20 protein-coding genes and 1 riboswitch are annotated in these 21659 nt (G+C 66.6%); of the genes, 19 read left to right on the top strand and 1 reads right to left on the bottom strand.

Going from position 1 to position 21659, the window contains the following annotated elements; genetic code table 11:
• Positions 1 to 20 precede the first annotated feature (20 nt).
• The 9 genes from rpe (at position 21) to hisF (ending at position 7338) form a co-directional block, all read left to right on the top strand.
• Positions 21 to 698: a ribulose-phosphate 3-epimerase gene (gene rpe, locus ACJD00_RS09940; protein WP_418906883.1), complete on the top strand. Its 678-nt coding sequence runs from the start codon at positions 21 to 23 to the stop codon at positions 696 to 698.
• A 17-nt stretch (positions 699 to 715) separates the two neighbouring features.
• Positions 716 to 857, top strand: a riboswitch (FMN riboswitch).
• Positions 858 to 972: 115 nt separating this feature from the next.
• Positions 973 to 1677, top strand: coding sequence for a nicotinamide riboside transporter PnuC (pnuC, locus tag ACJD00_RS09935; protein ID WP_418906882.1), 705 nt, complete (start codon positions 973 to 975; stop codon positions 1675 to 1677).
• A complete protein-coding gene (gene ribD, locus ACJD00_RS09930) occupies positions 1674 to 2768 on the top strand; it encodes a bifunctional diaminohydroxyphosphoribosylaminopyrimidine deaminase/5-amino-6-(5-phosphoribosylamino)uracil reductase RibD (RefSeq protein ID WP_418906881.1) in 1095 nt (364 codons plus the stop codon). Before pnuC ends, ribD begins: the two co-directional genes overlap by 4 nt.
• Positions 2769 to 2788: 20 nt before the next feature.
• Entirely contained in the window at positions 2789 to 3409 is a 621-nt protein-coding gene (locus ACJD00_RS09925; RefSeq protein ID WP_418906880.1) for a riboflavin synthase, read from the top strand.
• Entirely contained in the window at positions 3409 to 4647 is a 1239-nt protein-coding gene (gene ribB / locus ACJD00_RS09920; protein ID WP_418906879.1) for a 3,4-dihydroxy-2-butanone-4-phosphate synthase, read from the top strand. Before ACJD00_RS09925 ends, ribB begins: the two co-directional genes overlap by 1 nt.
• On the top strand, positions 4644 to 5120 hold the full coding sequence (ribH, locus tag ACJD00_RS09915) for a 6,7-dimethyl-8-ribityllumazine synthase (protein WP_418906878.1): 477 nt from the start codon (positions 4644 to 4646) through the stop codon (positions 5118 to 5120). The genes ribB and ribH overlap by 4 nt, the downstream gene beginning before the upstream one ends.
• A 151-nt stretch (positions 5121 to 5271) precedes the next feature.
• Entirely contained in the window at positions 5272 to 5535 is a 264-nt protein-coding gene (locus ACJD00_RS09910) for a phosphoribosyl-ATP diphosphatase (RefSeq protein WP_309406692.1), read from the top strand.
• A gap of 157 nt (positions 5536 to 5692) precedes the next feature.
• Positions 5693 to 6541, top strand: coding sequence for an ATP phosphoribosyltransferase (gene hisG / locus ACJD00_RS09905; protein WP_309406694.1), 849 nt, complete (start codon positions 5693 to 5695; stop codon positions 6539 to 6541).
• A gap of 26 nt (positions 6542 to 6567) precedes the next feature.
• Positions 6568 to 7338 carry an imidazole glycerol phosphate synthase subunit HisF gene (gene hisF, locus ACJD00_RS09900; protein WP_309406696.1) on the top strand — a complete coding sequence of 257 codons (771 nt, stop codon included), beginning with the start codon at positions 6568 to 6570 and terminating at the stop codon, positions 7336 to 7338.
• Between the two features lie 121 nt (positions 7339 to 7459).
• On the opposite strand, the gene ACJD00_RS09895 is transcribed toward hisF, so the two are convergent.
• Positions 7460 to 8101 carry a TIGR03085 family metal-binding protein gene (locus ACJD00_RS09895; RefSeq protein ID WP_418906877.1) on the bottom strand — a complete coding sequence of 214 codons (642 nt, stop codon included), beginning with the start codon at positions 8099 to 8101 and terminating at the stop codon, positions 7460 to 7462.
• Between the two features lie 94 nt (positions 8102 to 8195).
• Between ACJD00_RS09895 and hisI the strand changes: the two genes are divergently transcribed.
• From hisI to ACJD00_RS09845, 10 genes are all read left to right on the top strand, one after another.
• Entirely contained in the window at positions 8196 to 8600 is a 405-nt protein-coding gene (gene hisI, locus ACJD00_RS09890) for a phosphoribosyl-AMP cyclohydrolase (protein ID WP_418906876.1), read from the top strand.
• 92 nt (positions 8601 to 8692) lie between these two features.
• Positions 8693 to 10258, top strand: coding sequence for an anthranilate synthase component I (locus tag ACJD00_RS09885; RefSeq protein WP_418906875.1), 1566 nt, complete (start codon positions 8693 to 8695; stop codon positions 10256 to 10258).
• Positions 10255 to 10854 (top strand): Trp biosynthesis-associated membrane protein, encoded by a 600-nt coding sequence (locus tag ACJD00_RS09880; RefSeq protein ID WP_418906874.1) that lies wholly within the window; start codon positions 10255 to 10257, stop codon positions 10852 to 10854. Before ACJD00_RS09885 ends, ACJD00_RS09880 begins: the two co-directional genes overlap by 4 nt.
• A 144-nt stretch (positions 10855 to 10998) precedes the next feature.
• Entirely contained in the window at positions 10999 to 11247 is a 249-nt protein-coding gene (locus ACJD00_RS09875; RefSeq protein WP_418906873.1) for an HGxxPAAW family protein, read from the top strand.
• Position 11248: 1 nt separating this feature from the next.
• Positions 11249 to 12064 (top strand): indole-3-glycerol phosphate synthase TrpC, encoded by an 816-nt coding sequence (gene trpC / locus ACJD00_RS09870; protein ID WP_418906872.1) that lies wholly within the window; start codon positions 11249 to 11251, stop codon positions 12062 to 12064.
• A 48-nt stretch (positions 12065 to 12112) separates the two neighbouring features.
• Positions 12113 to 13366: a tryptophan synthase subunit beta gene (gene trpB, locus ACJD00_RS09865; protein WP_418906871.1), complete on the top strand. Its 1254-nt coding sequence runs from the start codon at positions 12113 to 12115 to the stop codon at positions 13364 to 13366.
• A complete protein-coding gene (gene trpA / locus ACJD00_RS09860) occupies positions 13366 to 14148 on the top strand; it encodes a tryptophan synthase subunit alpha (protein ID WP_418906870.1) in 783 nt (260 codons plus the stop codon). The genes trpB and trpA overlap by 1 nt, the downstream gene beginning before the upstream one ends.
• Position 14149: 1 nt before the next feature.
• Entirely contained in the window at positions 14150 to 15133 is a 984-nt protein-coding gene (gene lgt / locus ACJD00_RS09855) for a prolipoprotein diacylglyceryl transferase (protein WP_418906869.1), read from the top strand.
• A 422-nt stretch (positions 15134 to 15555) separates the two neighbouring features.
• Positions 15556 to 20196 carry a glutamate synthase large subunit gene (gene gltB, locus ACJD00_RS09850; RefSeq protein WP_418906868.1) on the top strand — a complete coding sequence of 1547 codons (4641 nt, stop codon included), beginning with the start codon at positions 15556 to 15558 and terminating at the stop codon, positions 20194 to 20196.
• Positions 20189 to 21646 (top strand): glutamate synthase subunit beta, encoded by a 1458-nt coding sequence (locus tag ACJD00_RS09845; protein WP_418906867.1) that lies wholly within the window; start codon positions 20189 to 20191, stop codon positions 21644 to 21646. The genes gltB and ACJD00_RS09845 overlap by 8 nt, the downstream gene beginning before the upstream one ends.
• Positions 21647 to 21659 lie beyond the last annotated feature (13 nt).

Here is a 21659-nt window from a genome sequence, read left to right as displayed (position 1 = left end):
TCGACCTTTCGGGAGCCAACATGTCGCAGCCTCACATTCATCCCTCGATTCTTTCGGCCGATTTCGCCAACCTGGCCAGCGAACTCGAACGCATCCACACCGCCGACGCGGTCCACGTGGATGTGATGGACAATCACTTCGTCCCCAACCTCACCCTGGGCCTGCCCGTGGTGCAGGCCCTCGCGGAGCGAAGTGAGCTGCCACTGGATGTGCACCTGATGATCGAGGACCCGGACCGCTGGGCCCCGGCCTATGCGCAAGCCGGGGTGCAGTCGGTGACCTTCCATGCCGAGGCCGCCGCCGCCCCGGTGCGGTTGGCCCGCGAACTGCGTGCCGCCGGAACCCGTTCGGCAATGGCGTTGCGTCCGGCCACCGCCCTCGAACCGTACCTGGATATGTTGGGCGAGCTGGACATGCTGCTGCTCATGACCGTGGAACCCGGCTTTGGTGGGCAGGCCTTTTTGGATCTGGTGTTGCCGAAGATTCGTCGCGCCCGCGCCGCCATCGACGGTAGCGGCAAGCCCATCGCCTTGCAGGTGGACGGCGGCATCTCCCGCGACACCATTTTACGCGCCGCCGAGGCCGGGGCCGATGTGTTCGTTGCCGGCTCTGCGGTCTATGGGGCGCCGGAGCCGTCGGTGGAGATCGACGCATTACGCAATTTGGTGCTCGCCGGGCACCAGAATGTGCAACAATAAACGCAGTACACGACAACTACGTGCTCCGGGGTCGGTGAAAGTCCGAACCGGCGGTGATAGTCCGCGACCCGCAACCATCAGGCTCAGGCCACGGTGGGAACGGTTGAGCCGGTGAAATTCCGGCACCGACAGTTAAAGTCTGGATGGGAGAAGCACGATTTGATCAACGCTACCGTGCCTGTGCGCACCTCTTTCCGAGGTGCCCTTCGCTAACCACAGGCATCAGCGGGCCATCAAATGCACCCCCGGAGCCGCCGCTTCGAGAAGGGTGGAGATGGATTTCCTGCGGTGGCTCATTGACGCTTTCAACTCACAAATCGCCATTGGTGGCTCGGCGCTACTGGTGCGCGAGGTGGTGGGCAATATTTTCGGGCTGGCCAGTGCGGTCGGCGGCATGCGCCGAAAGGTGTGGGCCTGGCCGGTGGGCATCGTCGGCAATCTGCTGTTGCTGACCGTATTCCTCGGCAGCCTCTTCGATACCGCCTACAGCGCGAACCTACTGGGTCAGGCCGGGCGCCAGATCATGTTCATTGCCGTCTCGATCTTCGGCTGGGTGCGGTGGCGACAGGCCCGCTCCGCCGGTGGGCACGGGGTGACCCCGCGTTGGGCCAGCGGCACCGAACGGCTGATGCTTGTGCTCGTTCTGATCATCGGCACCATCGCGCTGACCCCGCTCTTCAGGATGCTCGGTTCCTACGAGCCGGTGTGGGCCGACGCGTGGACCTTCGTTGGTTCGCTGCTGGCCACCTGGGGGATGGCCCGCGGCTGGGTGGAATTCTGGCTGATCTGGGTGGCCGTGGACGCGGTGGGTGTGCCACTGCTGTTCTCCGCCGGCTACTATGCCAGCGCCTTCATGTACCTGTTCTACGGGGCCTTTACCCTGGTCGGTTTCTTCGTCTGGATGCGCGCCCGCAATGGGGGCAAGCCCAGCGTCGAGACGGCCCTGCCCGATCCGCGGATCAAGGGCGGTGCCTCATGAACCAGGCACATGTACTGCCATTCCAGCCCGGCGCCGATGCGCTGGCGACCGCGCTGCGCACCGCGCTTGAGGCGGCCCGCCGCGGACACCGTGGTGCGAACCCGCTGGTCGGCGCCTGCATCCTCGATGCCGAGGGGCATATCATCGCCACCGGTTTCCACCTCGGCGCCGGTTCGCCCCATGCGGAGATCGACGCCTTGCGCCGACTGGGCCGCATCGACAAGGCCCGCGCCCGGACGCTGAGCATGGTGGTAACCCTCGAGCCCTGCAACCACACCGGCCGCACCGGCCCCTGCGCCCAAGCCATCATCGACTCCGGGATCGGGGCGGTGTACTACGCGCTGCCGGATCAGACCAGCACCGCCGCCGGGGGCGCACAAACCCTGCAGGCTGCCGGGGTCCACGTGGACCGCATCGGCGACGGTCAGCAGGCCTGGGAACTGAACCACCGCTGGCTGCGGGCCCAAGCCGCAGGGCGCCCCTTCATCACCGTCAAAACGGCCCAGTCGCTCGACGGCCGGATCAACGCCCCGGATGGTACGAGCCAGTGGATCACCTCCGAGGCTAGCCGCACCCATGCCCACCAGCTCCGCGCCCGGGTGGATGGGATTGTGGTGGGCACCGAAACGGTGCTCAGCGACGACCCGCGGTTGACCGCGCGCACCATGATCGGCACCCTGCACGCCCGCCAGCCCTACCGTCTGGTGCTGGGGCACCGCGACCTGCCGCAGGATCTGGCCCTTGCCTACGACGAACGGTGGGAGCAGCTGCGCAGCCACGACGTGCACGCGCTGACCGCCCGGGCCAACGAATTAGGTCTGTCCCATTTGCTGATCGAGGGCGGGGCGACGGTGGCCAGCGCCTTCATCGCCGCGGACTTGGCCGACGAGCTCTTCTGCTATCAGGCCACGGACATTATCGGTGCCGGCAGCGCCTCGGTGAACCTGCCTACCGTCACCACGCTTTCGCAGCGCCGTGCCTTCCGGCTCGACGCACACCAACCCGACGCGCTACGTCGGCTCGGCCCGGATGTGCTGATGCATCTGGAACCCGAGCCGGACCCAGCGCACGCACACGCCAACAAAATTTAGACTTAGAAGGATCGAAACCCATGTTTACCGGAATTGTCTCCGGCGCCGGCACGGTGCTGGACGTGACCCACGATCAGGAGCAGTCCCTAGCGGTGCTGCGGCTTCATGCCCCCGGGCACGCCAGCGACCTTGACCTCGGCGGCTCCATCGCCATCAACGGCGTCTGCCTGAGCGCCACCTCCAACGACGGCGAAACCCTGTCGCTGGACGTCATGGGTGAAACCCTGCAGCGCACCACCATCGGTGAGTTGCGCGCCGGGGATCGCGTCAACCTGGAACGCTGCACCCCGGCCGGTGCCCGGCTCGACGGACATGTGGTGCAAGGGCATGTGGACACCGTCGGCACCGTACTGGCGCGCACCGACCACGGCCAGTGGACCACCTTCCGGGTGGGACTGCCGGCCGCCTACGCGCCGTTCGTCGCCGAAAAGGGTTCCATCGCGCTCGACGGGATTTCGCTGACCGTCACCGCGGTCTCCGCCGCCAGCGACGCCGAGCACTGGGTCGAGGTCGGCATCATCCCGATCACGCTACGCGAAACCACCATGGGCCAGCGTCAGGTGGGGGACCGGATCAATATCGAAACCGACGTGTTGGCCAAGTACGTGGCCCGCCTGCGTGGATTTGAGGTGCAGGACTAATGGCACGCAAGGAACTAGACAGCATCGAAACCGCGCTGGTCGCGCTCGCCGCCGGGCGCGCGGTCGTGGTCGTCGACGACGAGGACCGCGAAAACGAGGGTGACATCATCTTCGCCGCGGAGCACGCCACCGCCGAGCTGATGGGCTTCACCATCCGGCACACCTCGGGGGTGATCTGCGTGCCGCTCGAGGCCGCACGCGCCGACCAGCTGGGGCTGGCCCCGATGGTCGGGATCAACCAGGACGCTAAGGGCACCGCCTTCACCGTCAGCTGCGACGCGGTGGAGGGCATCAGCACCGGCATCTCGGGGGCCGACCGTGCGCTGACCGCCCGGCTGCTGGCCGACCCGCTGACCACCTCCCGCCAGTTGAACCGCCCCGGGCACATGTTCCCGCTGCGGGCCGCCGCCGGTGGCGTGCTGGAACGGCGCGGACACACCGAAGCCGCGGTGGATCTGTGCCGGGCCGCCGGGCTCGCCCCGGTGGGCGTGATCGGGGAGATCGTGCACGACGACGGGTCGATGATGCGACTGGACGCGCTGCGTGACTTCGCCGCCACCCACGAGCTGCCGCTGATCACGATCGACGATCTGGCCCGGTGGCGCCGGCTCAATGACCACATCAATCTCACCGAGCCGGTGCAGCTGCCCACCGCCTTTGGGACCTTCAGCGCCCGTTCGGCCAGTGTGGATGGGCACGAGCACCTGGTGCTCAGCCACCCGGGCACCACCCCGCGCGAGGGGGACCCGGTGGTTCGCATCCACTCCGAATGCCTCACCGGCGACGTATTTGCCTCCTACCGCTGCGACTGCGGGGAGCAACTGCATGCGGCACTGGCCAGCATTGCCGAACAGGGCGGGCACCTGATCTACATGCGCGGCCACGAGGGGCGCGGCATCGGACTGTTCAATAAGCTGCGCGCCTACGCGCTACAGGACGAGGGCCTGGACACCCTGGAGGCGAATGTCCACCTCGGTTTCCCGGCCGACGCCCGCGACTACCTGGCCGTGGCCGCGATCCTGCGGCAACTGGGCGTGCAGCGCATCGCCCTGCTGAGCAACAACCCGGATAAGCGCACCCAGCTCGAATCCGCCGGCGTACAGGTGAGCACCGTGCTTCCGAACCGGGTGCCGCCGCGCGCCGAAAACGAACGCTACCTGCACACCAAACAGACCCGATTCGGGCATGACCTCAACCTTCCGCCACTGCGGGAGCGCACCGAAGGAGAAAGCAAATGAGCAAGCACGGAGCCCCACAGAATGTGGCCGACGAACTAGCCGCCGCGAACCTCGCGGATCTGCGGGTGGCCATTGTGGCCGCCAGCTGGCATGAAGTAGTGATGAACGGGCTGATCGACGGTGCACAGAAGGCCGCGGCCGATGCCGGGGTGCAGGCCACCCTGATCCGCGTTCCGGGCACCTTCGAACTGCCGGTGGCCGCCTCCCGGCTGGCGGCGGACTATGACGCGATCGTCGCCTTGGGTGTGGTGATTCGCGGCGGGACGCCGCACTTCGACTACGTCTGCCTGGCCGCCACCAACGGCCTGACCGAGGTGTCGGTGCGCACCGGCACCCCGGTGGGCTTCGGCGTGCTCACCTGCGATAACGAACAGCAGGCACTAGACCGCGCGGGCCTTGAGGGCTCCAGCGAGGATAAGGGCTACGAGGCGTTCTCCGCCGCCGTGCTGACCGTGGCGGCGCTGCGCGGCTAGTTTCTGGCCCCGGATACCGCGATCTCACCGGTGGGGTGGCGCTTAGCGCCCCACCCCACCGGTGTCTCGTATACCGGATTCTTTATGCGTACGTCACTGTGTGACAGCGCGGATTCATGCTATGGGGTCAATTACCGCTAGGCTAGAGAGCGTGAAAACATTTGACGAGCTCTTCAGCGAACTGTCGCTTAAGGCCCAAACCCGACCGGAAGGTTCGGGTACCGTCGCCGAATTGGACTCCGGCATTCACGGGATCGGCAAGAAAATCGTCGAGGAAGCCGCCGAGGTCTGGATGGCCGCGGAATACGAAAGCGACGAGGAAGCGGCCGAGGAAATCTCCCAGCTGCTCTACCATCTGCAGGTCCTCATGCTGGCCAAGGGGCTCACCCTGGCCGATGTTTACAAGCATCTATAGCCGTCGCGCCGCTTAGTGCGCCGACGGCAGCCGCTTTGGCCCAGCCTTTGACCCAGATATCCTGCACCCGCGGCGCAGCAGCACCCGTTCATCGACCAGCCCCCTTTCGGGCCCGGGCCTGACCTCGCGCCGCACGTAGATCCGAAAAGAGATTCACATGCTCCGCGTAGCACTGCCCAATAAGGGCGCCCTGTCCGAGATCGCCTCCACCATGTTCAAGGAGGCCGGCTACCTCCAGCGCCGCGACAGCCGCGAACTGGTGATGGTCGACGAAGAGAACAACATCGAATTCTTCTACCTGCGCCCCCGCGATATCGCCGTTTACGTCGGGCGCGGCATCCTTGACGTGGGCATCACCGGCCGCGACCTCTACCTCGATGCCGACGTTGACGATAACGTCGAGGAACTGCTGCCGCTGGGGATCGGCAAGTCGGCCTTCCGCTTTGCCGCCCCGCGCGGAGCCTTCACCGACGCCAGCGAACTTTCCGGCAAGCGCATCGCCACCAGCTATGACATTCTGCTGCGCCACTACCTGCGCGATCAGGGGATCGACGCCGAGGTCGTGCGCCTCGACGGGGCCGTGGAGTCCTCGGTGCGCCTGGGCGTAGCCGACGCCATCGCCGACGTCGTGGAAACCGGCAACACCATCAAGGCCGCCGGCATGGAAATCTTTGGCGCCCCGCTGCTGCACAGCGAGGCGGTACTCATCGGCCGCACCAGCCACAGCCCCACCGGGCTGGAGGTGCTCATCCGGCGCCTGTCGGGGGTGCTGGTGGCACGCCAGTACGTGATGCTGGACTACGACGTGCGCCGCGACCTGGTGGAGCAGGCCTGCTCGCTGACCCCCGGACTGGAATCGCCCACGGTCTCGGATCTGGCCGACTCCGAATGGTGCGCCGTGCGCTCGATGGTGCGCAAGTCGCAGACCAATAACATCATGGACGAGCTCTACGACCTCGGCGCCCGCGCCATCCTGGTCAGCCAGATCCACGCCTGCCGTATCTAGCCCGCGCACTAAGAGAAGGATCTGAGATGACTGTTGCCATCCGCGTGATTCCCTGCCTGGACGTCGACGCCGGCCGTGTGGTCAAGGGCGTAAACTTCGCCGGACTGCGCGATGCCGGGGACCCGGTCGAGCTGGCCCGACGCTACAACGAGGCCGGCGCCGACGAGATCACCTTCCTGGACGTCACCGCCTCCTCGGCGGAACGTGAGACCACCTACGACGTCGTCTCGCATACCGCCGAAGAGGTATTCATCCCGCTCACCGTCGGCGGCGGGGTGCGTACCGCGGCCGATGTGGACCGCCTGCTGCGTGCCGGGGCGGATAAGGCCTCGATCAACACCGCCGCGGTGGCCCGCCCCGAGGTGATTAACGAGATCACCGAACGTTTCGGTTCGCAGGTGTTGGTGCTCTCGCTCGACGCGCGTCGCACCGCCGACCCGGCGATCGCCTCCGGGTATGAGGTCACCACCCACGGTGGGCGCACCGGCACCGGGCGCTGCGCCGTGGCCTGGGCCCAAGAGGCCGCCGAGCGTGGGGTGGGGGAGATCCTGCTGAACTCGATCGATGCCGACGGCACCAAGGACGGCTTCGACATCGAGATGATCGCCGCGGTACGCGCGGCCGTGAACGTTCCGCTGATCGCCTCCGGTGGGGCCGGAAAGCCCGCGGATTTCCCGCCGGCCATCGCCGCCGGGGCCGATGCGGTGCTCGCCGCGTCGATCTTCCACTTCGGACCCAAGGATATGATCGCCCAGGTCAAGCAGGCCATCGCCGAGGCCGGCTACCCGGTGCGGTAGCCAGCGGTCCGGGTCGAGCAGGCTACGTGGACCACCGCGGGGCGGGTGTTGTTGCGAGCGCAGCAACACCCGCCCCGCGGTGCGTTAAGAACGGTGCGTTAAAGCCAGAACAGGTTGCGGGCTAGAGCCCGGGGGTAAAGCCCTGCAGGGCCCGTAGCCCGGCCTCGCTGCCCTCGAAGGTCACCAGCGACTTCGAGGTGCGCCCGTAGGCATGCAACATCAGCTCGGAGACGGTGCCGGTGATCACCACGGCATTATCGCCCTTGCGGGCGGCGAAGCGTCGACCGTCGGGCAAGGCCAGCATCACCCCGAACTTTGCCTTGCGGTAGAGCAGGGAGCCCTGCCGGGTCAGCGACCGCCACAGGATCCGCTCATAGTCGGCGTCGAGCACCCGCGGGGTCCACTGCGCGCGGGCCCGGCGCACATCCTCGGTATGCACGAAGAACTCGCTAATGTTCGCGGCGTCGGCCACCGCGGGCAGGCTAAAGGGGCTGAGTTTGGCCGGGCCGAGCCGAAAACGGCGCACCAGTGCGGTATAGGACTCGGGGCGCCGGGCACTTTCGGCGAGCTGGTCGATCTTCTTCTCCAGCCGACCCGACAGCGGGGAGATCACGGTGCCCGCCGATAGCCACGAGTTTTCCCGCAACACCAAATGGGCGGCTAAGTGACGACTGCGCCAGCCCTCGCAAAGGGTCGGGGCGTCCGGGCCGGCGGCCAGCAGGGCCTCGGCCAGCGCGATGCGCGAAGCGTGTACCAGATCCACAGTACGAACGTAGCACGATGCCGTCGGCGAACCTACCTTCGGCGCGCGTCACAGAGCCGGGCGTTCGGCGCGCACAACGCGTATCCTAGGGATGATGTCTACTTCTACACCCGATACCCCCTCGGCGGCCCCCGAATCCGGGCTTGACCCGGCGATCGCCGCACGGCTGAAACGCGATGCCAACGGTCTGGTGGCCGCCGTCATCCAGCAGTACGACACCGGCGCGGTGCTCATGCTGGGATGGATGGACGATGAGGCCCTCCACCGCACCCTCACCACCGGTCGGGTGACCTTCTTCTCGCGCTCCCGCCAAGAATATTGGCGCAAGGGCGATACCTCCGGGCATAGCCAGTGGGTCAAGTCCGTGGCCTTGGACTGCGACGGCGATGCCCTGCTGGTGCGCGTGGACCAGGTCGGGGCGGCCTGCCACACCGGGGCGCCGACCTGCTTCACCGACCGCGAGCTACCGGCGGTCAGCGGGCAACGGCCGCTGGACTGACCGGCGAAGCAGCACAGTAAAGGGTTTGCGCCGCCGCGAGACGGCGCCGAAACGGCAGATGAACAGCCACCTCGGTGGCGAAAGTGAATGTGATGAAAGAACTGGGCACGATTTTCCCCTCCCGCGAGGCCTTCCTCGAGATGGCCGCGAGCCGCCGGGTGATTCCGGTGACGATCAATGTGCTGGCCGATGCGATGACCCCCATCGGCCTCTATCAGGTGCTCGCCGCCGGGCGCCCGGGCACCTTCCTGCTCGAATCCGCGGCCGCCGGCGGCGTGTGGAGCCGGCATTCCTTCATCGGGGTCAACTCCCCGGCCACGCTCTCGGCCCGGGCCGACGGCACCGCCTACTGGCAGGGCAACGCCCCGGTCGGGGTGCCCACCGAAGGGGTCGGGGTGCACATTCTGCGCGACACCGTGCGGGCGCTACACACCGACCCGCTGCCGGGGATGCCGCCGCTGACCGGCGGCATGGTCGGCTTCCTCGGCTGGGACTGCGTGCGCCACTGGGAGCATCTGCCGCACCCGCCGGCCGATGACCTGCAGCTGCCGGAGCTGAGCATGAACCTGGTCGGGGACCTGGCGGTGCATGACGCCGCCGAGGGGATCATCACCCTGGTGGCCAACGCCATCAACTTCGATAACTCGGAACAGCGCGCCGAGGAAGCCTACGACGCGGCCGTTGACCGCCTGCAACAGATGCTGCACTCACTGCAGGCGCCGCTGCAGGCCGGGGCCAGCGTGCTGCACGGCACCGACGTGGACGCCGAACAGCTCATGGAGCAGGTCACCCACTCCTGGGACGAAAACGAGTACCTGCAGGCCCTGGCGCAGGCCAAGGAGGCGATCGTCGACGGCGAGGTCTTCCAGATCGTGGTTTCGCGCCGCTTTGAACTGGAAACCTCCGCCGACGCACTGGACGTGTACCGGGTGCTGCGGGCCACGAACCCCAGCCCCTACATGTACCTGTACAACTTCGTCGACGAGCACGGCACCGAGTTCCAGGTGGTCGGTTCCTCGCCCGAGGCGCTGGTCACCGTCAACGAGGGGCATGTGGTCACGCACCCGATTGCCGGTTCACGACCGCGCGGCAGCAACTACGAGGCCGATCAGCTGCATGAAAAGTCACTGCTGGCCGACGAGAAGGAACGCGCCGAGCACCTGATGCTGGTGGATCTTTCCCGCAACGACCTGTCCAAGGTGTGCCGGGCCGGATCGGTGGAGGTCACCCAGTTCATGGAGGTCGAACGCTTCAGCCACATTATGCACTTGGTCTCCAACGTGGTCGGCCGGCTGCGTGATGATGCCGACGCCTACGACGTGCTGGCCGCAACCTTCCCGGCCGGAACCCTCTCCGGGGCACCGAAACCGCGGGCCCTGCAATTACTCGACCAATACGAGCCGCACCGCCGCGGCGTCTACGGCGGGGTGGTCGGCTACCTGGACTTCGCCGGGGACATGGACCTGGCCATCGCCATCCGCTCGGCCCTCCTGAAGGACGGGCGGGCCTACGTGCAGGCCGGGGGAGGCATCGTGAACGATTCGAAATTCGCCGACGAGGCGTTGGAAACGGTCAATAAGGCCGCCGCGCCCCTGCGCGCGGTCTACGCCGCCGCCACCCTGCGCCAGGCCGCCGACCACGAGCAGGCCCAGGCATGAGCCGGCTGGTCACGCGGCGTAACGCGACCCTGCTCGGCCTGCTCGGGGCGCTGCTGGGCATGTTCACCGCCACCCGCACTTGGGTGAGCGTGACGGTGCAGTCCTCCACGGTGCAGGTGCCGCAAATTGCGGTGACCGGATCCGAGGCAGCCCCCAGCGTCACCGCGCTGTGCGTGGTGGTGCTCGCCGGGTCGTTGGCCCTGCTGATCGCCGGGAAACTCGTGCGCTGGGTGATCCTCGCGATCAGCGCGCTCGCGGGCCTCGGGGTCATTATTGCCGGAGCCGGGGCGCTGGCCGACCCGGTGGGCGCCGCCTCCGGGCGCGTGGGCGAAGCCACCGGGCTCAGTACCGTCACCGCCGACTATCAGCTCTCGGCTATCCCGGCGCTGGCCATCGTGGCCGGGGCGCTGATTCTGCTCTACTGCGTGCTGGCCCTGCTGGCCGGTTCACGCAGCACCGCCAGCAAGCGCTTCAACCGCCAGCCCAGCACAACCACCGGCCCGGCCGCGCCGGGCTCCGCGGCCCCGGCCGACAGGCAGAGCCGTCGCATCGATGACTGGGAGCGGCTCTCGCGCGGTGAAGACCCCACCGACTAGGTCACGTGCGTCGAAAAATATGTGAACCACGCCCGCAGGTGGCAGAATAGGTTACGACGTTTAGCGGCGATGGCCCGCCCCGGTCCCAGTGGACGGGGGAGGGCAAGCGCCGGAATCAACAGCAGCAAAGGGAGACGTTCTTAAATGTCGCAGGACACCCAAATCGATCCGGTACTAACCGAAGAGCTCGGCCACGGCAATTCCATTGCCGCCTGGGTCTGCGTCGGCGTGATGATGATCGGCTTCATCGTCGGCGGCATTGCCTTCGCCTACACCGCCTGGACCATCGTGTACGTCTCGGCCGGCATCGTGGTTCTCGGCCTGATCCTGGGTTGGATCATGAAGGCGGCCGGTTTCGGTGTGGGTGGTCCGCGCAGCGGAGCTAAGCACTAAATTGACCGTTCTTGACGAGATCATCGCGGGCGTCCGGGAAGACCTGGACGCCCGTCGCTTAAATACGCCACTGGACAGTGTGAAGGCCGCCGCCGCCGCCGCGGCACCCGCCCACGACGCCCTGCAGGCGCTTGGTGCGCACCCGCCACGGGACACCACCTTGCGCGTCATCGCCGAGGTCAAGCGTCGTTCGCCCTCCAAGGGTGCGCTGGCCGATATCCCCGAACCGCACCAGCTGGCCGCCGAATACGCGGCCGGGGGAGCGAGCGTGATTTCGGTGCTCACCGAGCAGCGCCGCTTCGGCGGGTCGCTTGCGGATCTCGACGCGGTGCGCGCCGCCGTGCAGATCCCGGTGCTGCGCAAGGACTTCACCGTCGACGAGTACCAGATCTACGAGGCCCGCGCCCACGGGGCCGACCTCGTGCTGCTGATCGTCGCCGCCTTGGACGACGCGACCCTGCGCCGCTTCCTGGAGCTCACCCACGAGCTGGGGATGAACGCCATCGTCGAAACCCACACCCCCGAGGAGATTTCCCGGGCCGTTGCGGTGGGCGCCAAACTCATTGGCGTGAACGTGCGCAATCTGAAAACCCTCGAGGTGGATCCGGCCAACTTCGCGGCGCTGGCGCCGTTGATCCCCAGCGACGCGGTCATCATTGCCGAGTCCGGGGTGGAGAGCACCGAGCAGGTGCGCAACTACGCCGCCGCCGGGGCCGACGCGATTCTGGTCGGCGAGGCGCTGGTGAAGCACGCCGATCCGCGCAGCTCCGTCGCCGATTTTATCGCCGCCGGCAGCGCCGCGAAGCCCGCGCGCTAACCCGACGAGAACCGAGAACACGAACCTAGAAGAAAGTAGAGGGATGCGATGAGCTCCGACGAGAACTCGCTGAAACACGCCTCCGGTCCATACTTCGGCCAATTTGGTGGCCGCTGGATGCCCGAGTCGCTTATGGCGGCCATGGACGAGCTCAACGACACTTTCGAGAAGGCCAAGGCCGACCCCGAATTCATCGCAGAAATTCGCGAGTTGAACGCGAACTACTCGGGCCGTCCCTCGCTGCTGACCGAAGCCAAGCGCTTCTCCGAGCTGGCCTGCGGCGGTGTGCGTGTCTTCCTCAAGCGCGAGGATCTGAACCACACCGGTAGCCACAAGATCAACAACGTGCTCGGCCAGGCGCTCCTGGCGAAGCGGATGGGCAAAACCCGCATCATCGCCGAAACCGGCGCCGGGCAGCACGGGGTGGCCTCGGCCACCGCTGCGGCGTTGATGGGCCTGGAGTGCGTGGTCTACATGGGCGCCGAGGACACCCGCCGGCAGGCGCTGAACGTGGCGCGCATGCAGCTGCTAGGCGCCACCGTGATCCCGGTGACCGTGGGCAGCCAGACGCTGAAGGACGCGATCAACGAGGCGCTACGCGACTGGGTGGCCAACGTGGCGAACACCCACTACTTGCTGGGTACCGCCGCCGGCGGCCACCCGTTCCCGGCCATGGTGCGCTACTTCCACGAGGTGATCGGCGAAGAAGCCCGCGAGCAGATCCTGGCGCAGACCGGCCGACTGCCGGATGCGGTCACCGCCTGCATCGGCGGCGGCTCGAACGCCATCGGCATCTTCCACGGTTTCCTCGATGACCCCGAGGTCGAACTCTACGGTTTCGAGGCCGGCGGCGATGGGGTGGACACCGACCGTCACGCGGCCACCATCACCCTGGGACGCCCCGGGGTGCTGCACGGGGCGAAAAGCTACCTGATGCAGGACGAAGACGGGCAGACCATCGAATCGCACTCGATCTCCGCCGGTTTGGACTACCCGGGCGTGGGCCCGGAGCACGCCCACCTGGCCGAGATCGGCCGGGTGAACTACGAACCGATCACCGACACCGAGGCCATGGACGCCTTCAAGCTGCTCTGCCGCACCGAGGGAATCCTGCCGGCCATCGAGTCCTCCCATGCGCTGGCCGGCACCATCAAGGTGGCTCAGCGCAAGCTGGCCGCCGGGGCCGACCCGGCACAGACCATCATCATCGCCAACCTCTCGGGGCGTGGCGACAAGGACGTGGGCACCGCGGCGGCCTGGTTCAACCTGATCGACGAGCAGACCGCAGCCAAGGAGCAGTAATGACCCGCGTGAGCAGTGCAGAGAAGATTGCGGCCGCCCGTGCCGCCGGCCGCCCGGCACTGATCGGCTACCTGCCGGCCGGTTTCCCCGATGTCCCCACCAGCATCGAGGCCGCCGTCGCGTTGGCCGAGAACGGCGTGGACATTATTGAAATCGGCATCCCGTACTCCGACCCGGTGATGGACGGTGAGGTCATCCAGCAGGCCACCACCGCCGCTCTGGCCGGTGGCTTCAAGGTCAACCAGGTGTTCGAGATCGTGCGTGGCATCACCGAGCGCACCGACGCCGCGGTGATGGTGATGACCTACTGGAACCCGGTGCTGCGCATGGGCGTGGAGGAGTTCTCACGCCGCTTCGCCGAGGCCGGCGGCGCCGGTCTGATCACCCCGGATCTGGTGCCCGACGAGGCCGATGAATGGCTCGCCGCCAGCGAAAAGTACGATCTTGAACGCGTCTTCCTGATCGCGCCGAGTTCCTCGCCCGAACGCGTGGCCCGCACCGTGGAAGCCTCCTCGGGCTTCATCTACTGTGTCTCGCTGATGGGCGTGACCGGGGCGCGCAGCGAGGTTTCGGCCGCCGCGCAGTCCGTGGTCGACGCCGCGCACGCCGCCGGCGCGCAGAACGCCTGCGTCGGACTCGGGGTGTCGCGCCGCGAGCACGTCGAACAGATCGGCTCCTACGCCGATGGGGTGATCGTCGGCACCGCCCTGGTGGCGGCGCTACGCGACGGCGGGGTACCGGCCGTCGGCGCCCTGGCCGCCGAACTGAGCGGACGCGCCTAGGATGACGGTGCTGAGCATGCTGCCGGCGTCCATCCCCTCGCCGCCGGAAGAATTCTCGAAATTTTCCATTGGTCCGCTGACCATTCACGCCTACGCGCTGTGCATTCTCGCCGGCATTCTGGTGGCCCTGTGGCTGACTAACCGCCGGTTGCGCGCCCGCGGCGGCAACGCCGACATGCTGTGGGATATCGCCATCTGGGCGATCCCCTTCGGCATCGTCGGCGGGCGGCTCTACCATGTGCTGATCACCGACCCGGCGTACTATCTGGGGGTGGGCGGCGGCACCGCCCACTGGGCCGAAATACCGCAGCTTTGGCTCGGTGGCCTGGGCATCATGGGCGCGGTTTCGCTTGGTGCGCTCGGCGCGTGGATCGGTTGCCGACGCACCGGGATCCGGCTCTCGGCCTTCGCCGACGCCGCGGCCCCGGGCGTGCTGTTGGCCCAGGCCTTCGGACGCTGGGGTAACTGGTTCAACCAGGAACTCTTCGGTTCGCCCACCACCTTGCCGTGGGGTTTGGAGATCGACCCGACGAGCCACAACTTCCCACCCGGGCTTCCGGCCGACACCCTGTTCCACCCCACCTTCCTCTACGAATCGCTGTGGAATGTGCTCGGGGTGCTGGTGCTCTTGGCGCTGGATAAGAAGTTCCAGCTCCACCGCGGGGCGATGTTCTGGTGCTACGTGATCTGGTACGGCATCGGCCGCACCTTCACCGAGTCGCTGCGCATCGACGCGGCCGAATCCTTCCAGATCGGCCCGCTGGACCTGCGCATCCACCAGTGGCTGGCCATCGCCCTGGTGATCGGTGGCGCGCTGGCGCTGAGCTACGTGCTGGCCCGGCTACGCCCGACGGACGACGGTGAAATATACCTGCCCGGCCGTGCCCCCGAGGCCTCCGTCGACGCGGCGGAGCCGAGCGAGCAGCCGTCGAACACGCAGAATCATCCGGGGGAGCAGCCCCCGGGAACGGACCGGTCCAGCTAGCCAGCAGGATCTACGCCACGTCATCAAAGCCGCCCGGGTGGGGCACGGAACACCGTGCCCCACCCGGGCGGCTTCTTCACAATTGGCGGTGAGCGCCGCAACACTGTATCAATTAACGTGTTAGTAACGTCACGCCCCATGCTGATGGGATGTTTAACACGTTTGAAACATAAGCGCGTGCCTGAGTGAAACATCGGGCGCGTAGCGTAGAGCTCAGTTAATTGAGCAACGCACCACAATGACGTGGGCGCCGAAGAGCCCGTACCGAATGTGCCGCACCCACCGGTGAACAGTGTCATCCGTGCAGCGGGCCCTCGGTGGCATGAGCCGCGCCCGTCCCACCCCTTGCGTGCGCCGCAGCTTAAGCCGCCTTAGACCTGCAACCTGCAATGGTTGTGCCGTATCGTCGAAAGGCCACACCTATGAATCCCCAAGGAGCACAGCTAAACGCTTCGCCAGGGGTCGGCGGGGAGATCTCCTCGCCCTACTCCCGCTTCGCCGCGCTGCCCGAGGCCCAGGGCCTCTACGACCCAGCGGCCGAGAAGGACGCCTGTGGCCTGGCAATGATCGCCACCCTCGACAACAACCCCACCCACGAGATCGTGCAGGATGCGTTGACCGCGCTGCGCCGTCTCGAGCACCGTGGCGCCATCGGCGCCGACGAAGGCACCGGCGACGGTGCCGGCATTCTGCTGCACATGCCCGACGCCTTTTTCCGGGCCACCACGAACCTCGAGCTGCCGGCCGCCGGTGGCTACGCCGTCGGCGTCGGCTTCCTGCCCGCCGACGCCGATGAACTGGCCGAGACCCGCACCGAACTCGAAGCCCTCGCCGAGGAAGAAAACCTGCGCGTCATCGGTTGGCGCGAGGTGCCGGTAGATCCTTCGGTGCTCGGTGCCTCCGCACGCGCCGTGATGCCCAGCATCGTGCACTTCTTCGTCGCCGACGCCGCCAACGAGCGCACCGGTCGTACCCTCGACGCCGCCAACGAGCGCACCGGTCGTACCCTCGACGCCGCCTGCTGGCGCATTCGCCGCCGCGCGCACAACAAGCTCGGCGTGTACTTCTCCTCCTTCTCCTCGCGCACCCTGGTCTACAAGGGCATGGTCTCTACCGCCCAGCTCGAGCCCTTCTACCCGGACCTGTCCGACGAGCGCTTCACCACCCGCTGCGCGATCGTGCACTCGCGCTTCTCGACCAACACCTTCCCGTCCTGGCCGCTGGCCCAGCCCTTCCGCACCATCGCGCACAACGGTGAGATCAACACCGTTAAGGGCAACCGCAACTGGATGCGTGCCCGCCAGTCCACGCTGGCAGGCGAACTGCTCGGCGAGGTGCCCGAAGAACTGTTCCCGATCTGCACCCCCGGTGCCTCGGACTCGGCCAGCTTCGACGAGGTGGCCGAAATGCTCATGCTTTCCGGGCGCGAGGTCACCGAGGCGATCATGATGATGATCCCGCAGCCCTGGGAAAACGACGAGTCGATGGACCCGAAGCTGCGCGCCTTCTACCAGTACCAGTCGCTGCTGATCGAGCCCTGGGACGGCCCGGCCGCGGTGTGCTTCACCGACGGCTCGATGGCCGGCGCCGTGCTGGACCGCAACGGTCTGCGCCCAGCCCGCTGGTGGGTCACCGACAACCAGAAGCTGGTCCTGGCCAGCGAGGTCGGCGTGATCGACGTCGACGAGGAGCACATTGTCGCCAAGGGCCGCGTGGCCCCGGGCAAGATGTTCGCCCTCGACCTCGAGGCCGGCCGCATCATCGACGACGCCGAAATCAAGTCGCAAGTGGCCGCCTCCAAGCCATGGGACGAATGGGTCGCGCAGAACCTGAAGTCGCTGGATGACTACCCGGACCTGGAGCATGTGCACCACACGCCCGGTTCCATCCGCTTGCGTCAGCTGACCTTCGGCTACACCAACGAGGAACTGCGCATTCTGCTGGCCCCGATGGCCAGCACCGGCGCCGAGCCGTTGGGCGCCATGGGCACCGACACGCCCATCGCCGCGCTATCGGACCGTCCGCGGCTTCTTTTCGACTACTTCACCCAGTCCTTCGCCCAAGTGACCAACCCGCCGTTGGATGCCATCCGCGAGGAACTGGTGACCTCGATGGGCACCACGATCGGCCCGGACGGCAACCTGCTGAGCCTGGATCGGGTCCCCGAATGGCACCTGAGCCTGGACTACCCGGTGCTGAGCAACGACCAGCTGGCCAAGATCTCGAACTTGCGTGACGACGACGGCTCGAAGCTCGCGCTGAAGGTTCGCGGTTTGTACCGCCCCTCCGGCGGCGAGTCCGAGCTGCGCGCCCGCCTGCAGGAAATCTGCGAGAAGGTGTCGGCCGCGGTCAACCGTGGGGTGCGCTTCATCGTGCTCTCCGACCGTGACTCCACCGCAACTTGGGCGCCGATCCCTTCGCTGCTGCTGACCTCCGCGGTGCACCATCACCTGCTCAAGAGCTCCACCCGTACCCGGGTGTCGCTCATTATCGAGTCCGGCGATGCCCGCGAAGTGCACCACATTGCCCTGCTGATCGGTTACGGCGCGAGCGCCATCAACCCCTACTTGGCGTTGGAAACCGTGGAGCAAATGGCCGACGAGGGCCAGCTGCCGGGGGTCAACGGTGCCAAGGCGTCGAATAATCTCACCAAGGCCCTGGGCAAGGGCGTGCTGAAGATCATGAGCAAGATGGGCATCTCGACGGTGTCCTCCTACTGCGGTGCGCAGACCTTCGAAGCGGTGGGCCTGTCCCAGCGCGTCGTCGACCAGTACTTCACCGGCACCATCACCAAGCTCGACGGCATCGAACTGGATGTGGTGGCCGACGAGGCCGCGGCACGGCACGCCCGCGCCTACCCGGAGAGCCCCACCTCGAGCCAGCTGGCCGAACTGGAGGTCGGTGGCGAATACCAGTGGCGTCGTGAAGGTCCGCCGCACCTGTTCGACCCGCAGACGGTGTTCCGCCTGCAGCACTCTACCCGTACCCGTCGCTACGACGTGTTCAAGGAGTACACCAAGGCCGTCGACGATCAGGCCGCCGAACTGAAGACCCTGCGCGGGCTGCTGAAGTTCAAGACCGAGGGAATCACCCCGATCGACATCGACGAGGTCGAACCGGTCAGCGAGATCGTCAAGCGCTTCGCCACCGGTGCGATGAGCTACGGCTCGATCTCCGCCGAGGCCCACGAAACCCTGGCTATTGCCATGAACCGGCTCGGCGGCAAGTCGAACACCGGTGAGGGTGGCGAGGACCCCGAGCGTCTGATGGACCCGGAACGTCGCAGCGCCGTGAAGCAGATCGCCTCCGGACGCTTCGGTGTGACCAGCCTCTACCTGAGCAACGCCGAGGACATCCAGATCAAGATGGCCCAGGGTGCGAAGCCCGGCGAGGGTGGCCAGTTGATGGCGCAGAAGCTCTACCCGTGGATCGCCAAGACCCGGCACTCCACCCCGGGCGTGGGGCTGATTTCCCCGCCACCGCACCACGACATTTACTCGATCGAGGACTTGGCGCAGCTGATCCACGACGCGAAGTGCTCGAACCCTTCGGCACGCGTGCACGTGAAGCTGGTCTCCGAGTCCGGGATCGGTACCGTGGCCGCCGGTGTGGCCAAGGCGAAGGCCGACGTGGTGCTCGTTTCCGGGCACGACGGCGGCACCGGCGCCTCACCGCTGAACTCGCTCAAGCACGCCGGCACCCCGTGGGAGATCGGTCTGGCCGAGGCCCAGCAGACGCTGATCCTCAACGGCCTGCGCGATCGTGTGACCGTGCAGGTCGACGGCCAGCTCAAGACCGGCCGTGACGTGCTGATCGGTGCCCTGCTCGGCGCCGAGGAGTTCGGTTTCGCCACCGCCCCGCTGGTGGTCTCCGGCTGCATCATGATGCGCGTCTGCCACCTCGATACCTGCCCGGTGGGTGTGGCCACGCAGAACCCGTTGCTGCGTGAACGCTTCTCCGGCAAGGCCGAGTTCGTGGTGAACTTCTTCGAGTTCATCGCCGAAGAGATCCGCGAACTGCTTGCCTCGCTAGGTGCCCGCACCCTCGATGAGGTCATTGGCCGTGTCGAGCTGCTGGACACCACCGAACTCGACGAGAGCTTCAAGGCCAAGGGCATGAACCTGGCCCCGATTACGCACGTGCCGCAGGTCGAACTTGCCGCCCGTCGTCGTCGCATCGGTCAGGACCATGGTTTGGAAAACCACCTCGATCAGGAGCTGCTGCGCCAGGCGCAGGGCACGCTGACCGACCGGATTCCGAGCTCGATCAACGCCGACATTGTCAACACCGACCGTTCGGTGGGTACCCTGCTGGGGCACCACGTGACCAAGACCTTCGGCTTGGACACCCTGGCCAACGACAGCATCAAGGTGCAGTTGGCCGGTCGGGCCGGACAATCGCTCGGCGCCTTCCTGCCCGCGGGTATCACCCTGGATTTGGCCGGCGACGCAAACGACTACGTGGGCAAGGGCCTGTCCGGCGGTATTATCGCCGTGCACCCGCCAGCCTCGACGCTGACCAACCCGCAAGACCAGGTCATCGCCGGTAACGTGGTGGGCTATGGCGCCACCAGCGGCCAGATGTTCATCAGTGGCCAGGTCGGTGAGCGCTTCGCGGTGCGTAACTCCGGGGCGACGATCGTCGCCGAAGGCATCGGCGAGCACGGCTGCGAGTACATGACCGGCGGTCAGGTGCTGATCCTCGGCGGTACCGGGCGCAACTTCGGCGCCGGTATGTCCGGCGGCGTGGCCTGGGTGCTGGACTTCGATCCGGCCAAGCTCAACCCGTTGGCCGCGGCCAACGAGGACCTGCTGATTTCCGAGCTGACCGACGAACAGGCCGACATGGTCTACGCCCTGCTGACCGAGCACGTGGCGCGCACCGCGTCGCCACTGGCCCAGCGCCTGCTCGTGGACTGGGCCGAAAGCCGCAGTCGATTCTCAAGCATCATCCCGCGCGATTTCGCCGCGGTGCAGCAAATTCGCAACGACGCGCAGGCCTCCGGGCAGAACCCGGATTCCCCGGCGGTGTGGAACAAGATTTTGGAGGTGACCCGTGGCTGATCCTCGTGGTTTTCTTTCGGTGACCGAACGGGTCACGCAGCCCAAGCGTCCGGTGCCCGTGCGCATCATGGACTACAAGGAAGTGGTGGCCCGCCAGGACGCCGGCACGCTGAAGGCCCAGGCCTCGCGCTGCATGGACTGCGGCGTACCCTTCTGCCACACCGGCTGCCCGCTGGGCAACCTGATTCCGGAGTTCAACGACCTGACCTACCGTGGTCAGCTCGACGACGCAGCCAGCAGGCTGCTGCAGACCAACAACTTCCCGGAACTGACCGGTAAGTTGTGCCCGGCACCCTGCGAGTCCTCCTGTGTGCTGGGGATCAACCAGCCGGCGGTGACCATCAAGCAGGTGGAGGCCGAACTGGCGAACCACTTGATGGATGCCGGCAGCTTCGCCCCGCAGCCTCCGGCGCGTCACACCGAGCACCGTGTGGCCGTGGTCGGCTCCGGACCGGCCGGTCTGGCCGCCGCGCAGCAGCTGACGCGTGTGGGCCACACCGTGGCCGTGTACGAGCGCGACGCCAAGATCGGTGGTCTGCTGCGTTATGGCATCCCCGACTTCAAATTGGAGAAGGACGTCATCGACCTGCGCCTGGAGCAGATGGAAGCCGAAGGCACCATCTTCCGCCCCGGCGTCGAAATTGGTGTGGACATCAGCTGGGATGAGCTACGCCGCGACTACGACGCGGTGATCGTTTCCACCGGCGCCACGGTGCCGCGCGACCTTCCGGTGGAAGGCCGTGAGCTCGATGGCGTGCACTTCGCCATGGAGTACCTGGCCGACTCCAACCGCGTCGTCGCCGGCGAGCAGGAAGAATTGACGATCGACGCCAAGGGTAAGCACGTGATCATCCTCGGCGGCGGTGACACCGGTGCCGACTGCTTGGGCACCGCACTGCGCCAGGAAGCTGCCAGTGTGACAACTCTCGCGATCGGCAAGAAGCCGCCGATGGAACGTGGCGAAAACCACCCGTGGCCCATGACTCCGCTGGTTTTTGAGGTGCAGTCTGCCCATGAGGAAGGCGGCGAACGCAGCTACCTTGCCTCCACGGTGAACTTCATCGGCGAGCAGAATAAGGTGATCGGTGTTACAGTTGCAGAGACGGAATTCGTCGCTGGCAAGCGCCTCCCGAAGCCGGGCACCGAAAAGGTCATCAAGGCCGACTTGGTGTTGTTGGCCCTAGGGTTCACCGCGCCGGAGACTTCCGGTCTGGATGAACAGGCTAGTATCGAATTCGACAACCGGGGCAATGTCGCCCGAGATGGCTACTACATGACGAACGCCGACGGCGTGTTCGCTGCAGGTGACGCCGGACGGGGGCAGTCGCTGATTGTCTGGGCAATCGCTGAAGGGCGGTCCTGCGCAGCGGCGGTGGATCGCTACCTGACCGGTTCCAGCACCCTGCCGGCGCCCGTGGCACCGAGTGATAGAGCCATCAGCATTATCTAAATGACATGGGTTT

This window comes from Glutamicibacter endophyticus, from assembly GCF_048457885.1.
Taxonomy (GTDB): Bacteria; Actinomycetota; Actinomycetes; order Actinomycetales; family Micrococcaceae; genus Glutamicibacter; species Glutamicibacter endophyticus.
This window is presented reverse-complemented; position numbering and strand designations above follow the sequence as displayed.

Excerpts from the sequence above, each read along its gene's own strand:
- ACJD00_RS09880 (WP_418906874.1), top strand. The coding sequence starts at position 10,255 with ATGAGCCGGCTGGTCACGCGGCGTAACGCGACCCTGCTCGGCCTGCTC.
- gltB (WP_418906868.1), top strand. The coding sequence starts at position 15,556 with ATGAATCCCCAAGGAGCACAGCTAAACGCTTCGCCAGGGGTCGGCGGG.
- ACJD00_RS09875 (WP_418906873.1), top strand. The coding sequence starts at position 10,999 with ATGTCGCAGGACACCCAAATCGATCCGGTACTAACCGAAGAGCTCGGC.
- hisI (WP_418906876.1), top strand. The coding sequence starts at position 8,196 with ATGTCTACTTCTACACCCGATACCCCCTCGGCGGCCCCCGAATCCGGG.
- ribD (WP_418906881.1), top strand. The coding sequence starts at position 1,674 with ATGAACCAGGCACATGTACTGCCATTCCAGCCCGGCGCCGATGCGCTG.
- lgt (WP_418906869.1), top strand. The coding sequence starts at position 14,150 with ATGACGGTGCTGAGCATGCTGCCGGCGTCCATCCCCTCGCCGCCGGAA.
- ACJD00_RS09925 (WP_418906880.1), top strand. The coding sequence starts at position 2,789 with ATGTTTACCGGAATTGTCTCCGGCGCCGGCACGGTGCTGGACGTGACC.
- ACJD00_RS09885 (WP_418906875.1), top strand. The coding sequence starts at position 8,693 with ATGAAAGAACTGGGCACGATTTTCCCCTCCCGCGAGGCCTTCCTCGAG.
- rpe (WP_418906883.1), top strand. The coding sequence starts at position 21 with ATGTCGCAGCCTCACATTCATCCCTCGATTCTTTCGGCCGATTTCGCC.
- trpA (WP_418906870.1), top strand. The coding sequence starts at position 13,366 with ATGACCCGCGTGAGCAGTGCAGAGAAGATTGCGGCCGCCCGTGCCGCC.
- hisG (WP_309406694.1), top strand. The coding sequence starts at position 5,693 with ATGCTCCGCGTAGCACTGCCCAATAAGGGCGCCCTGTCCGAGATCGCC.
- pnuC (WP_418906882.1), top strand. The coding sequence starts at position 973 with ATGGATTTCCTGCGGTGGCTCATTGACGCTTTCAACTCACAAATCGCC.
- ribB (WP_418906879.1), top strand. The coding sequence starts at position 3,409 with ATGGCACGCAAGGAACTAGACAGCATCGAAACCGCGCTGGTCGCGCTC.
- trpB (WP_418906871.1), top strand. The coding sequence starts at position 12,113 with ATGAGCTCCGACGAGAACTCGCTGAAACACGCCTCCGGTCCATACTTC.
- hisF (WP_309406696.1), top strand. The coding sequence starts at position 6,568 with ATGACTGTTGCCATCCGCGTGATTCCCTGCCTGGACGTCGACGCCGGC.
- ribH (WP_418906878.1), top strand. The coding sequence starts at position 4,644 with ATGAGCAAGCACGGAGCCCCACAGAATGTGGCCGACGAACTAGCCGCC.